General features: G+C 69.7%; 11 protein-coding genes, 2 tRNA genes and 1 pseudogene. 10 read left to right on the top strand and 4 right to left on the bottom strand.

Going from position 1 to position 12,140, the window contains the following annotated elements; genetic code table 11:
- Nucleotides 1-508, top strand: a 508-nt coding sequence (locus CCN56_RS04710) for a biotin transporter BioY (protein ID WP_086823899.1), incomplete at its 5' end; no start/stop codon positions are given.
- A gap of 84 nt (nt 509-592) precedes the next feature.
- Here CCN56_RS04710 and CCN56_RS04705 read toward each other — a convergent pair.
- Nucleotides 593-2,047, bottom strand: a complete 1,455-nt coding sequence (locus CCN56_RS04705) for an amino acid permease (RefSeq protein ID WP_086823898.1) — start codon at nt 2,045-2,047, stop codon at nt 593-595.
- A 196-nt stretch (nt 2,048-2,243) separates the two neighbouring features.
- Between CCN56_RS04705 and CCN56_RS04700 the strand changes: the two genes are divergently transcribed.
- On the top strand, nt 2,244-2,738 hold the full coding sequence (locus CCN56_RS04700) for a ribose-5-phosphate isomerase (protein WP_041129238.1): 495 nt from the start codon (nt 2,244-2,246) through the stop codon (nt 2,736-2,738).
- Nucleotides 2,738-3,544, top strand: a complete 807-nt coding sequence (locus CCN56_RS04695) for an Fpg/Nei family DNA glycosylase (protein ID WP_086823897.1) — start codon at nt 2,738-2,740, stop codon at nt 3,542-3,544. Before CCN56_RS04700 ends, CCN56_RS04695 begins: the two co-directional genes overlap by 1 nt.
- A 130-nt stretch (nt 3,545-3,674) precedes the next feature.
- Here CCN56_RS04695 and CCN56_RS04690 read toward each other — a convergent pair whose 3' ends face one another.
- The gene (locus CCN56_RS04690) at nt 3,675-4,904 is read right to left on the bottom strand and encodes a GNAT family N-acetyltransferase (protein ID WP_086823896.1); all 1,230 of its coding nucleotides are present in this window, start codon (nt 4,902-4,904) and stop codon (nt 3,675-3,677) included.
- 106 nt (nt 4,905-5,010) lie between these two features.
- Between CCN56_RS04690 and CCN56_RS04685 the strand changes: the two genes are divergently transcribed.
- Nucleotides 5,011-6,156 carry a PP2C family protein-serine/threonine phosphatase gene (locus CCN56_RS04685; protein WP_086823895.1) on the top strand — a complete coding sequence of 382 codons (1,146 nt, stop codon included), beginning with the start codon at nt 5,011-5,013 and terminating at the stop codon, nt 6,154-6,156.
- A 137-nt stretch (nt 6,157-6,293) separates the two neighbouring features.
- A complete protein-coding gene (locus CCN56_RS04680; protein WP_041129234.1) occupies nt 6,294-6,488 on the top strand; it encodes a hypothetical protein in 195 nt (64 codons plus the stop codon).
- 118 nt (nt 6,489-6,606) lie between these two features.
- Here the strand turns inward: CCN56_RS04680 and CCN56_RS04675 are convergent.
- A tRNA-Gly gene (locus CCN56_RS04675) sits at nt 6,607-6,677 on the bottom strand.
- Nucleotides 6,678-6,810: 133 nt separating this feature from the next.
- Here CCN56_RS04675 and CCN56_RS04670 point away from each other — a divergent pair.
- From CCN56_RS04670 to clpX, 5 genes are all read left to right on the top strand, one after another.
- Nucleotides 6,811-6,887, top strand: a tRNA-Pro gene (locus tag CCN56_RS04670).
- Between the two features lie 171 nt (nt 6,888-7,058).
- Nucleotides 7,059-8,447, top strand: coding sequence for a trigger factor (gene tig, locus CCN56_RS04665; RefSeq protein WP_041129233.1), 1,389 nt, complete (start codon nt 7,059-7,061; stop codon nt 8,445-8,447).
- Nucleotides 8,448-8,687: 240 nt separating this feature from the next.
- The gene (locus tag CCN56_RS04660) at nt 8,688-9,305 is read left to right on the top strand and encodes an ATP-dependent Clp protease proteolytic subunit (RefSeq protein ID WP_086823894.1); all 618 of its coding nucleotides are present in this window, start codon (nt 8,688-8,690) and stop codon (nt 9,303-9,305) included.
- A 65-nt stretch (nt 9,306-9,370) separates the two neighbouring features.
- Nucleotides 9,371-10,033 (top strand): ATP-dependent Clp protease proteolytic subunit, encoded by a 663-nt coding sequence (locus CCN56_RS04655; protein WP_030684990.1) that lies wholly within the window; start codon nt 9,371-9,373, stop codon nt 10,031-10,033.
- A 156-nt stretch (nt 10,034-10,189) separates the two neighbouring features.
- A complete protein-coding gene (clpX, locus tag CCN56_RS04650) occupies nt 10,190-11,473 on the top strand; it encodes an ATP-dependent Clp protease ATP-binding subunit ClpX (protein ID WP_015033605.1) in 1,284 nt (427 codons plus the stop codon).
- A gap of 66 nt (nt 11,474-11,539) precedes the next feature.
- On the opposite strand, the pseudogene CCN56_RS42950 reads toward clpX, so the two are convergent.
- Nucleotides 11,540-12,140 (bottom strand): annotated as a pseudogene (locus CCN56_RS42950) (hypothetical protein); the annotation flags it as partial.

Here is a 12,140-nt window from a genome sequence, read left to right as displayed (position 1 = left end):
GGACCGAGAGCTGGGCGGCGAGGCCGGTGAGGGCGGCGCCGCCCAGCTCTCGGTCCCGGTCCCCGGCTCCCCGGTCCCGGTCTCCGGCCAGACCTTCGCCGCCCTGCTCGTCGGCACCGCGCTCGGCGCCCGCCGCGGCTTCCTCGCCCTCGCCCTGTACGCGGTCGCGGGCATGGCGGGCGTCCCGTGGTTCGCGCAGGCCTCCTCCGGCTACGGCATGCCGTCCTTCGGCTACATCCTCGGCATGCTCCTCGCCTCGACCGTCGTCGGCGCCCTCGCCCGCCGCGGCGCCGACCGCTCCGTGCTCCGCACCGCCGGCGCCATGGTGCTCGGATCCGCGCTCATCTACGCGGTCGGCGTGCCCTACCTGGCCCTCGCCACCGGCATGACCTTCGGCCAGGCCGTCGCGGCCGGCCTCACCCCGTTCCTCATCGGCGACGCCCTCAAGGCCGCGCTCGCCATGGGCGCCCTGCCGGCCGCCTGGAAGCTGGTCGGCCGCAAGGGCTGAGACCGCCACGGACACACGAAGGGCCCTGCCGCTCGGAGGAGCGGCAGGGCCCTTTCGTACGCCTGGTTCACAAGCCCGGGGGAGCTACACGCGCTCCAGCTCCTCGACGGGGGCGACGTTCTTGCCGAGCCGCTGGCGGACCAGCGCGATCGCCATCACGAGCGCGGCCACGAGCAGGGACAGCACGACCTGCTCACGGTTGCTGCCGCCGTCGACGACCATGTAGCCGAGGACGCCGACGATCATGGCGATGGTCGCCCACGTCAGGTACGGGAAGAGCCACATCCGCACGATCAGCTTCTCCGGCGACTCGCGCAGGATGATCCCGCGCATCCGCAGCTGGGTCACGCAGATGACCAGCCAGACGAAGAGCGCGACCGCGCCGGAGGAGTTCAGCAGGAAGGCGAAGACGGTGTCCGGCCACTTGTAGTTGAAGAAGACCGCGACGAAGCCGAAGACGACCGAGCCGAGGATCGCGGCCGTCGGCACGCCCCGCTGGTTGGTCTTGGCGAAGGCCTTCGGCGCGTCACCGCGCTGCCCGAGCGAGAAGGCCATGCGGGAGGCCGTGTAGAGGCCCGAGTTCAGGCAGGACAGGACGGCCGTCAGGACGATCACGTTCATGATCTGGCCGGCGTGCGGGATGCCGATGGAGTCGAGGGCGGCGACGTACGAGCCCTTCTCGACGATCGACTTGTCGTTCCACGGCAGCAGCGTCAGGACGACGAGGATCGAGCCCAGGTAGAAGACGCCGATCCGCCAGATCACGCTGTTGGTGGCCTTGGTGACCGCCTTCTGCGGGTCCTCGGACTCGCCGGCGGCGAGCGTGACGATCTCGCTGCCCATGAACGAGAAGACGACCATCAGCACACCGGTGAGGACCGCGCCGGCGCCCATCGGGAAGAAGCCCCCGCTGTCGGTGAGGTGCGCGAATCCGGCGCCCGGGTTGTCCGAGCCCGGCAGCACGCCGAAGACGGCGAGCAGACCGATGACGACGAAGGCGCCGATGGCGACGACCTTGATGCCGGCGAACCAGAACTCGAACTCGCCGTACGAGGCGACGGAGCCCAGGTTGGTCGCGGTCAGCACCACCATCACGATGAGCGCCCAGCCCCACTGCGGCACGGCCGGGACCCAGCTCTCCAGGATCTTGGCGCCCGCGGTCGCCTCGACGGCGAGGACGACGACCCAGAAGAACCAGTACAGCCAGCCGATGGTGAAACCGGCCCAGCGGCCCAGGGCCTGGTCCGCGTAGGCGGAGAAGGAGCCGGAGGACGGGCGGGCGGCGGCCATCTCGCCCAGCATCCGCATCACGAAGACGACCATGGCGCCGACGAGTGCGTACGAGAGGAGGATCGCGGGACCCGCCGCGGCGATGCCGGAGCCGGAGCCGACGAAGAGGCCGGCGCCGATGACGCCGCCGATCGCGATCATCGACAGGTGGCGGTTCTTGAGCCCGGCCTTGAGGCCGTCGGAGGAATGCGGGGTCCCGGTGGTGCCGGTCTCCTGGCCGTCCTTCGTCAGGGTCGGTTGCGTGTTCATCGACGCTTCCTCGTGTGTGGGGGGTGCTCGGATCGCGAGCCCAAGCATTGAACCCCGTGAACAGGGATGATCGGAAGACCTCACTCCGGATCGGTGTGCGGGCGACCTCGCGAGAGTCGAAGGTCCGTACCAGGTCGGGTGAAGCTCCCGACCCCGCTGCCTGCTACCCGGGCCCTGACGTGCCACACTCGGCATCATGCGCGTCTATATCGGTTCCGACCACGCCGGCTTTGAACTAAAGAACCACCTCGTCGAGTGGCTCAAGGCCCACGGCCACGAGCCCGTCGACTGCGGCCCCCACATCTACGACGCCCTGGACGACTACCCGCCGTTCTGCCTGCGCGCCGCCGAGAAGACGGCCGCGGACCCGGACAGCCTGGGCATCGTCATCGGCGGCTCCGGCAACGGCGAGCAGATCGCCGCGAACAAGGTGAAGGGGGTCCGCGCCGCCCTCGCCTGGAGCGAGCAGACCGCCGCCCTCGGCCGCGAGCACAACAACGCCAACGTGATCTCCGTCGGTGGCCGGATGCACACCCAGGAAGAGGCGACCAAGTTCGTCGAGATCTTCCTGAACACCCCGTACTCGGGTGACGAGCGTCACACCCGCCGCATCGACATGCTGTCGAAGTACGAGACCACCGGCGAGCTCCCCCCGATCCCCGCGCACCACCCGCAGGAGCCGACCGCCTGATGCCCGAGGGGCACACCATCCACCGGCTGGCCGCCGACCACCGCGAGCGGTTCGGCGGCCGGCCCGTGCGCGTCTCCAGCCCGCAGGGCAAGTTCGCCGACTCGGCGGCCCTGCTCGACGGCGCGACCCTGGAGACGACGGAAGCCCACGGGAAGCACCTCTTCCTGGGCTTCCCCGGCGAGGAATGGATCCACATCCACCTGGGCCTCTTCGGCAAGGTGGACTTCGGCGACGCCCCGGCCCCGCCGCCCACGGACACGGTCCGCCTGCGCCTCGCGAACCCCGAGTCGTACGTGGACCTGCGCGGCCCCACCACCTGCGCCCTGATCACGGACGCCGAGAAGCGGGCGATACACGACCGCCTGGGCCCCGACCCGCTCCGCGCCGCCGACGACCCCGACAGGGCCTGGCGCCGGATCTCGAAGTCCCGCACGACGATCGCCGCCCTCCTCATGGACCAGAAGGTCGTCGCGGGCGTCGGCAACGTCTACCGCGCCGAGGTCCTCTTCCGGCACGGCATCGACCCGTACCGCGCGGGCAGGGACCTGGCGGCGGGGGAGTGGACCGCGATCTGGGAGGACCTGGCGGAGCTGATGCGCGAGGGCGTCCGCCTGAACCGCATCGACACGGTCCGCCCCGAGCACACCCCCGAGGCCATGGGCCGCCCGCCCCGCGTGGACGACCACGGCGGCGAGGTCTACGTCTACCGCCGCGCGAACATGCCGTGCCACATCTGCGGAACGGACATCCGCACGGCGGACCTGGCCAACCGCAATCTTTTCTGGTGCCCGACCTGTCAGGCCTAGGTGTGGACCCCCGTCCGCGGCGTTGTGGGCAACCGTTTCGCAGCGGGGGTCCCCCCTGGACGAAGTCCTCGGGGGAGGAACGGGTGGGCACAACCCCCTGGGGCGCTGCCCGTCCGTTGTCGCCCCGCTCCTAGAACCCGTGCGGCAGCCAGGGGGCCACGGGGGACCCGAACGCCACGGACGCCTCCACCAACGCGCCCTCGCGCAACTCCCGCACGCGTCCCGCCGAGGCCAGCGACACCAACGAGGTCCCGCCCAGGTACGCCGCCCCCAACTCCCGCACGGACAGCGCGAGATCGGGCGCGTCCCCGGTGCGCACACAGGTCGCCCCCTTCGCGTCCCCGGTCAACCGCCACCGCCCCGCGTTCCAGGGGCAGAACGCGTCCTCGACCTCGAACACCACGTCCACCGGCGCCTGGTACGTCCGCGCCTCAAGCGCCGCACCCACCTCCACGAGCCGCACGAACAGCCCCTCCCGCAGCGTCGGCTCGCAGCGCCGGACCTCCGTCACCAGGTGCTGCCAGGCGTCGTCCACGGGCCGGCTGTGGACGTTCACCTTCGTCGTCAGGTCCACCGAACACAGGTAGCGCCACAGCGCGGCCTCCACGACCGGGTCGAGCCCGGCCAGTTGGTGGACCGAGACGGAACCGTCGGCCCCCGCGAACGACCAGTTCGGCTTGATCGCGTAGTGCGCGTACCCGACGACCTCACCGCCCCGCTCGGCGAGCACGCACATCCGCGGCGAGGAGCCCTCCCGGTCACCCGGCGGGTCGAGCAGCGCCTGCCGCTCCCAGCCGGGCCGCCGCGCCAGCATCCCGGGCCGGCCGGGAACCAGCTTCGCGTACACCGCCTCGGCCGCCTCGAGCCCCTCCTCCGGGGACGTCACCCGCAGCGTCACGCCGTCCACGCCCTCCGGCACGGTCAGCCGCACCCGGGTCCTGTCGATGGTCGCGCGCGCCGCGTACGTCGCCGCGCCGTAGCCGAAGCGGCCGTAGATCTCCGCCTCGGAGGCCGTCAGGACCGCCAGCGGCTCGCCCCAGCCCCGTACGTCGTCCAGCTGCCGCCGCATCATCGAGGTCAGGATCCCGCGCCGCCGATGAGTTCCGGCCACGCTCACCATCGTCACCCCGGCCGCAGGGACCGACGCCCCGCCCGGCACCGTGAGCCGGAACGTGAAGGCCCCCGCCGTGCCGACGCACAGGTCGCCGTCCCAGGCGCCGATGAAACGGTCAAACTCGGTCAGATCGCGATACAGCTCCCGTTCCTCCGGCGCCTCGGCCACACCTCCGAACGCGAGCTCGAGGACTCCGTACCAGCGATCCCACTCCGACGGGTCGAGAACCCGCAGTTCAGTCGTCATATGCCATCGATATCAGCGGCGCGCGCCCGGGGCGACCCGATTTCAGGCACATTGTCGCGGGGGTACCCCTGCACGATGTCCGACGGGATGGATAGGGTCCAGGCCAATGGGACAGCGCGCCGGAGTGAACACGTACGCGGCCCGGACACGCAGGCGCGTGCGCCGGGCCCGCGTCGCGCTGCGCAGATCCGCCGTCGACTACTTCCGCGGCGACGGCGCGGACTGGCTCGCCTTCGCGGGACTCCTCCTGATGATCCCCGCCATCGCGTGCGGGACCCTGCTCAATCCGATCTGGTGCGCGCCCGCCGCGCTCGTCCTGCCCATCGTGGCCGGTGGCCTGCTGCTGCGCCCCGCCAGCCTGCTCGCCCTGTACGCGGCGGCCGCGGGCGCCCTCATCGTCGAGTCCGTCGTCCTCGGCCCGTACACCCAGGGCCCCGCCAGGGTCACCCCCGGCACCGTCCTGGTCGTCGCCGCCTGCGGACTCTTCGGGCTGCTCATCGCCCAGTTCCGGGCCCGGGTCGGCGTGCCCTGGCGGCGCGGCGGCACCATGCTCTTCGACCTGCGCGAACGCATCCGCGTCCAGAGCGCCCTGCCCCGGCTCCCCAAGGGCTGGCACCGCGAGATGGCGCTGCGCCCGGCCGGCGGCCAGTCCTTCTCGGGCGACTTCGTCGTCGCCGCCCGCACCCACGGCGGACGCACCCTGGAGGTCGTCCTCACCGACGTCTCCGGCAAGGGCATGGACGCGGCCTCCCGCTCCCTGCTGCTCTCCGGTGCCTTCGGCGGACTCCTCGGCTCGCTCCCGCCGCACAGCTTCCTCCCGGCGGCCAACGGCTACCTCCTCCGCCAGAACTGGGACGAGGGCTTCGCCACCTCGATCCACCTCGTCCTCGACCTGGAGTCCGGCGACTACGAGCTGTTCTCGGCCGGCCACCTGCCCGCCCTCCAGCTCCACGCGGGCAGCGGGCGCTGGGAGGAGAAGGACGCCGAAGGACCCCTCCTCGGCGTCTACGACGGGGCCGAGTTCCACCCGGTCAAGGGCTCCCTGCGCCCCGGCGACGTCCTCATGCTCTTCACCGACGGCCTGGTCGAGGCCGCCGACCGGGACATCGCCGAGGGCATCGACCGCCTCACCGGCGAGGCCGACCGCTGCGTCGCCGAGGGCTTCGAGGGCGTCGCCTGGCACCTGATCGAGGCCGTCGCCAAGGACGTCAACGACGACCGGGCGCTGCTGCTCCTCTCCCGCCCCGCCTGACGTGATCTTCTGCACGACGATTCGTCACCCGGCAGCCAGGGCAGGGGGGTTGGTGGCACGATGGAGACAGCGGGGGGTGTTCCGAGACAGGGGCTCCCTGGTGGGCAAGGCGGGACCGACCGAGGGTGTGATCAGTTGTGGCCATTTCACTGTCTGTGGTGTTGCTGTTGGCAATCATCCTGGTGGTGCTGATCCGCGGGGGGAACCTCAAGGGCGGCCCGGCCGTGGTCGCGGTCCTCTTCGGCTTCTTCCTCGCCTCCACCGGCATGGCGGACGACATCCAGCGCTTCCTGGACTCGATAACGCAGACGATCGCCGCCATCAAGTTCTGAGCGGCCGACGGGCCCGCCGGGGCCGGCGGCGTCCTGCCGACGCCGGCGGCGGCCCGCTGGCGTCGACGTCGGCCAGAAACGAAGAAAACCCCAGGTGACCTGGGGTTTTCTTCGTCAGAGCGGGTGACGGGAATCGAACCCGCGTAGCTAGTTTGGAAGACTAGTGCTCTACCATTGAGCTACACCCGCACAGCATCGCGCCGCAGGTCACGAGGACCGCGGCACGAGGAGCATGGTAGCCGGTCGGCGGCCCTTCGCGCACACCCCGAAAATCAGGGGGCGCCGCACAGTCCCCGTCCATGTACCCTACGTGTCGCACCGACGGGGTGTGGCGCAGCTTGGTAGCGCGTCCGCTTTGGGAGCGGAAGGCCGTGGGTTCAAATCCCGCCACCCCGACCATGACGATCATGCGCCAACCTCGCGCACCCTTGATCACGTTGTGGGCGTCATCCCGCTTGCGGTTACTATGCAAGCTGCGTGCCCGTGTGTCTTTCTGACCGGGCCGACCTGCCGGAACCGCCACACGCGGCCCCGGTGGATTCCAGGAATCAGCCACAAGGAGACCGAACCGTGAAGAGCGCCGTGGAGACCCTGAACCCGACCCGGGTTCGGCTCACTGTCGAGGTGCCCTTCGAGGAGCTCAAGGACAGCCTCGACGCGGCGTACAAGAAGATCAACCAGCAGGTCACGGTCAAGGGCTTCCGTAAGGGCAAGATCCCGGCTCGCGTGATCGACCAGCGGTTCGGTCGCGGCGCCGTGCTGGAGGAGGCCGTCAACGACGCGCTCCCGAAGTTCTACACCGAGGCCGTCAACGAGGCCGAGGTCAACCCGCTCGGCCAGCCCGAGGTCGACATCACCGAGCTGAAGGACGGCGAGCTGCTGGCCTTCACCGCCGAGGTCGACGTCCGCCCGACGATCGAGATCCCGGACTACTCCGGCATCGAGGTCACCGTCGACGCGGTCGAGGTCACCGACGAGGACGTCGAGAAGTCCGTGGAGCAGCTCCGCGAGCGCTTCGCCTCGACGAAGACCGTCGAGCGCGCCGCCGCCGAGGGCGACGTCGTCACCATCGACCTCGAGGCCAAGGTCGACGGCGAGGTCCTGCCCGACGGTGTCGCCTCGGACGTCTCGTACACCATCGGCTCCGGCGAGCTCCTCGACGGCATCGACGAGGCCGTCAAGGGCCTGGAGGCCGGTGGCGAGGCCACCTTCACCTCGCAGCTGAAGGGCGGCTCCGCCGAGGGCAAGGACGCGGAGGTCACCGTCAAGGTCACCGCCGTCGCCGCCCGTGAGCTCCCCGAGCTCGACGACGAGTTCGCGCAGATGGCGTCGGAGTTCGACACCCTCGACGAGCTCAAGGCCGACAGCCGCAAGCGCCTCGAGAACATGAAGCAGTTCGACCAGGCCACCCAGGCCCAGGAGCGCGTCCTCGACGAGCTCCTCAAGCTGGTCGAGGTCCCGATGCCCGAGAAGCTTCTCGAGGACGAGATCAACACCCGCAAGCACAACCTGGAGCACCACCAGCTCGGCCAGATGGGCCTCGACCTCGCGAAGTACCTGGAGATCCAGGGCAAGACCGAGGAAGAGTTCCTGGCCGAGACCAAGGAGCAGGCCGAGAAGGGCATCAAGACGCAGTTCATCCTCGATGAGCTCGTCAACAAGGAGAAGCTCGACGTCTCCCGCGAGGAGCTCACCGAGCACCTGTTCCGCCGTGCCGCCTCCTCCGGCATGAGCCCCGACCAGTTCGCCCAGGCCGTGGCCCAGCAGGGCCAGGTCCCGATGCTCGTCGGCGAGGTCGCCCGCGGCAAGGCCCTCGCGGTCGTCGTCGAGGCCGCCACGGTCAAGGACACCAACGGCGAGGTCGTCGACCTCTCGGACGACGAGGACGAGGTCGTCGAGGCCGCCGCCGAGGCCGTCGAGGCCGTCACCGGCGAGGCCGAGGTCTCCGAGGACAAGTAAGGGCCCCCGCCCCCGGCGGACCCTGCTCCACGGGCCCGTACGCACTGCTGTGCGTACGGGCCCGTGGACGTACCCGGACCCGCTTATGCGCCCCCAACTACCTTGCGCTCCCAGCGAACAGTTCGGGAACCGGGATGGCGTTGTCCGACCTGCGCGTTAGGGTCCATGAATACGAGGGCACTGCCCTCAGAACAAGACGCTGAGACGGCTTGGGGCCGTCGGAGACGAGCAGGTGGATACGTGACGAATCTGAAGCCTTACGCCGCGGGTGAGCCGTCCATCGGTGGCGGCCTCGGCGACCATGTCTACAACCGGCTGCTCGGCGAGCGGATCATCTTCCTCGGCCAGCAGGTCGACGACGAGATCGCCAACAAGATCACCGCGCAGATGCTCCTCCTGGCCGCCGAGCCGGAGAAGGACATCTTCCTGTACATCAACAGCCCCGGCGGCTCGGTGACGGCCGGCATGGCCGTCTACGACACCATGCAGTTCATCCCGAACGACGTCGTCACCATCGGTATGGGCATGGCGGCCTCGATGGGCCAGTTCCTGCTCACCGCCGGCACCCCCGGCAAGCGCTTCGCGCTGCCGAACACCGACATCCTGATGCACCAGGGCTCCGCCGGCATCGGCGGCACGGCCTCCGACATCAAGATCCAGGCCGAGTACCTCCTGCGCACCAAGAAGCGCATGGCCGAGATCACCGCGCACCACTCCGGCCAGACCGTCGAGGCGATCATCCGCGACGGCGACCGCGACCGCTGGTTCACCGCGGATGAGGCCAAGGAGTACGGCCTCATCGACGACATCATCACGCACGCCGCGGGTGTTCCGGGCGGCGGCGGCACGGGCGCCTGAGCGCCGGCAGCCAGCCCCAGAGCCCCAGCCCCCCGCCGAACGCCACCAGGACGGTGAACACCCAGATGCAGAACAACCTCTCCCCGAGCGGCCTCTACACCGGCGCGCCGATGGACAACCGCTACGTCGTGCCGCGCTTCGTCGAGCGCACCTCGCAGGGCGTCCGCGAGTACGACCCGTACGCGAAGCTGTTCGAGGAGCGCGTGATCTTCCTCGGCGTGCAGATCGACGACGCCTCCGCCAACGACGTCATGGCGCAGCTGCTGTGCCTGGAGTCGATGGACCCGGACCGCGACATCTCGATCTACATCAACAGCCCGGGCGGCTCCTTCACCGCCCTCACGGCCATCTACGACACGATGCAGTTCGTGAAGCCGGACATCCAGACGGTCTGCATGGGCCAGGCGGCCTCCGCCGCGGCCGTGCTGCTCGCCGCCGGCACCCCCGGCAAGCGGATGGCCCTGCCGAACGCCCGCGTGCTGATCCACCAGCCCTCCGGCGGCACCGGCCGTGAGCAGCTCTCCGACCTGGAGATCGCGGCCAACGAGATCCTGCGCATGCGCAGCCAGCTGGAGGAGATGCTGGCCAAGCACTCCTCGACGCCGATCGAGAAGATCCGCGACGACATCGAGCGCGACAAGATCCTGACCGCCGAGGACGCCCTCGCGTACGGCCTGATCGACCAGATCGTCTCGACCCGCAAGAGCACGGCCTCCGCCGAGCGCTGACGCCCGACCTTCCCTCGCCGTGGTTGGCGTGGCCGAATTGCGACCATGTCAACCACGCCAAGGGGGGCCCGAACGGGGGGCCCGGCAAGGTACCGTCGAATATGAGGCACCAGGAGTCGCTGAACCAAGCGCTCCCAGGCGAAGGGGAAGCACCTCGTGGCACGCATCGGTGATGGCGGCGATCTGCTCAAGTGCTCGTTCTGCGGAAAGAGCCAGAAGCAGGTGAAGAAGCTCATCGCGGGACCCGGTGTGTACATCTGCGACGAGTGCATCGACCTCTGCAACGAGATCATCGAGGAGGAACTCGCGGAGACGAGCGAGGTGCGCTGGGAGGAACTCCCCAAGCCCCGCGAGATCTACGAGTTCCTCGAGGGCTACGTGGTCGGCCAGGAGCCGGCCAAGAAGGCCCTCTCCGTCGCTGTGTACAACCACTACAAGCGCGTCCAGGCCGGCGAGAACGGCGGCGCGCAGGGCCGTGACGACGCCATCGAACTGGCGAAGTCCAACATTCTGCTGCTCGGCCCCACGGGCTCGGGCAAGACGCTGCTCGCGCAGACCCTGGCCCGCATGCTCAACGTCCCGTTCGCCATCGCCGACGCGACGGCGCTGACGGAGGCCGGCTATGTCGGCGAGGACGTCGAGAACATCCTGCTCAAGCTGATCCAGGCCGCCGACTACGACGTCAAGAAGGCCGAGACCGGGATCATCTACATCGACGAGATCGACAAGGTCGCCCGTAAGAGCGAAAACCCGTCGATCACGCGTGACGTGAGCGGTGAGGGCGTGCAGCAGGCCCTCCTGAAGATCCTGGAAGGCACGACGGCCTCGGTCCCCCCGCAGGGCGGCCGGAAGCACCCGCACCAGGAGTTCATCCAGATCGACACGACGAACGTGCTCTTCATCGTGGGCGGCGCCTTCGCCGGCCTGGAGAAGATCATCGAGTCGCGGGCGGGCGCCAAGGGCATCGGCTTCGGGGCGACCATCCGCTCCAAGCGCGAGATCGAGGCGAGCGACCAGTTCCAGGAGGTCATGCCGGAGGACCTGGTGAAGTTCGGGATGATCCCCGAGTTCATCGGCCGTCTCCCCGTCCTCACCTCCGTCCACAACCTGGACCGCGAGGCGCTCCTCCAGATCCTGGTCGAGCCGCGCAACGCGCTGGTGAAGCAGTACCAGCGCCTCTTCGAACTCGACGGCGTGGAACTGGACTTCGACCGCCCGGCCCTGGAGGCCATCGCCGACCAGGCGATCCTCCGCGGCACCGGCGCGCGCGGCCTGCGCGCCATCATGGAGGAGGTCCTCCAGTCGGTCATGTACGAGGTCCCGTCCCGCAAGGACGTGGCCCGCGTGGTCATCACGGCCGACGTCGTCCGCAACAACGTCAACCCGACGCTGGTCCCGCGGATCGTGAAGAACGACGGCAGGCACGAGAAGTCGGCCTGAGCCGTACGGACACGGAGAAGGGGCGCCCCGCCGGACCGGCGGGGCGCCCCTTCTCCGTGTGCGGGGTTACGCCTTGCTGCGGGAGGCCTTGTAGTGCTGGGCCGCCAGCTCGGCGACCTGGTCCAGGGTGAAACCGGTCCCGCCGGTCATCATCGCCGCCGGGTCGATGGCGTTGACGACGCCCAGCGTGCTGTAGTCGGCCCAGATGCAGGTGGGAATCTGGGCGGACTTCGGGCCGGGGGTCGTCTGCGCGCCGGTGCTCTCGAACTGGATGTTCTGGCACTTCATCAGCGCGCCCTCGAAGCCGGCGGGCGTCTTGGACTCGGGGCTGCCGATGGGCGTCATCTTGACGTCCTTCGACGTGGCGGCCTGGTTCTTCTCGTAGTTCGCGAAGGCGGCGTCGAGGGCCTTCTCCGGGTCGGCGATCTCTCCCCACATCCCGTTCAGGCTCATGGACTTGGCCTTGAGGGCATCGGTGCCGGACTTGTAGGAGGCCGCGATCATCTGGGGGTTCTGGATCCCCATGGCGACGGCGTTGGCCTTCTGCTCGGCGGACATGGCGCCGGTCCTGTCGGCGCCCTCCTTCTTGAACTCGCCGATGGCGGCCGCAGGGGCGATCTTGTACCCCTTGGTGTCGTCGGCGACGGCGCCGTTCCCGCCCCCGCCG

Source organism: Streptomyces sp. NRRL B-24572 (genome assembly GCF_002156145.1).
In the GTDB taxonomy this organism is placed as follows: domain Bacteria; phylum Actinomycetota; class Actinomycetes; order Streptomycetales; family Streptomycetaceae; genus Streptomyces; species Streptomyces vietnamensis.
The sequence above is the reverse complement of the archived record's forward strand: the minus strand, read 5'-3'. Positions and strand labels throughout refer to the sequence as shown.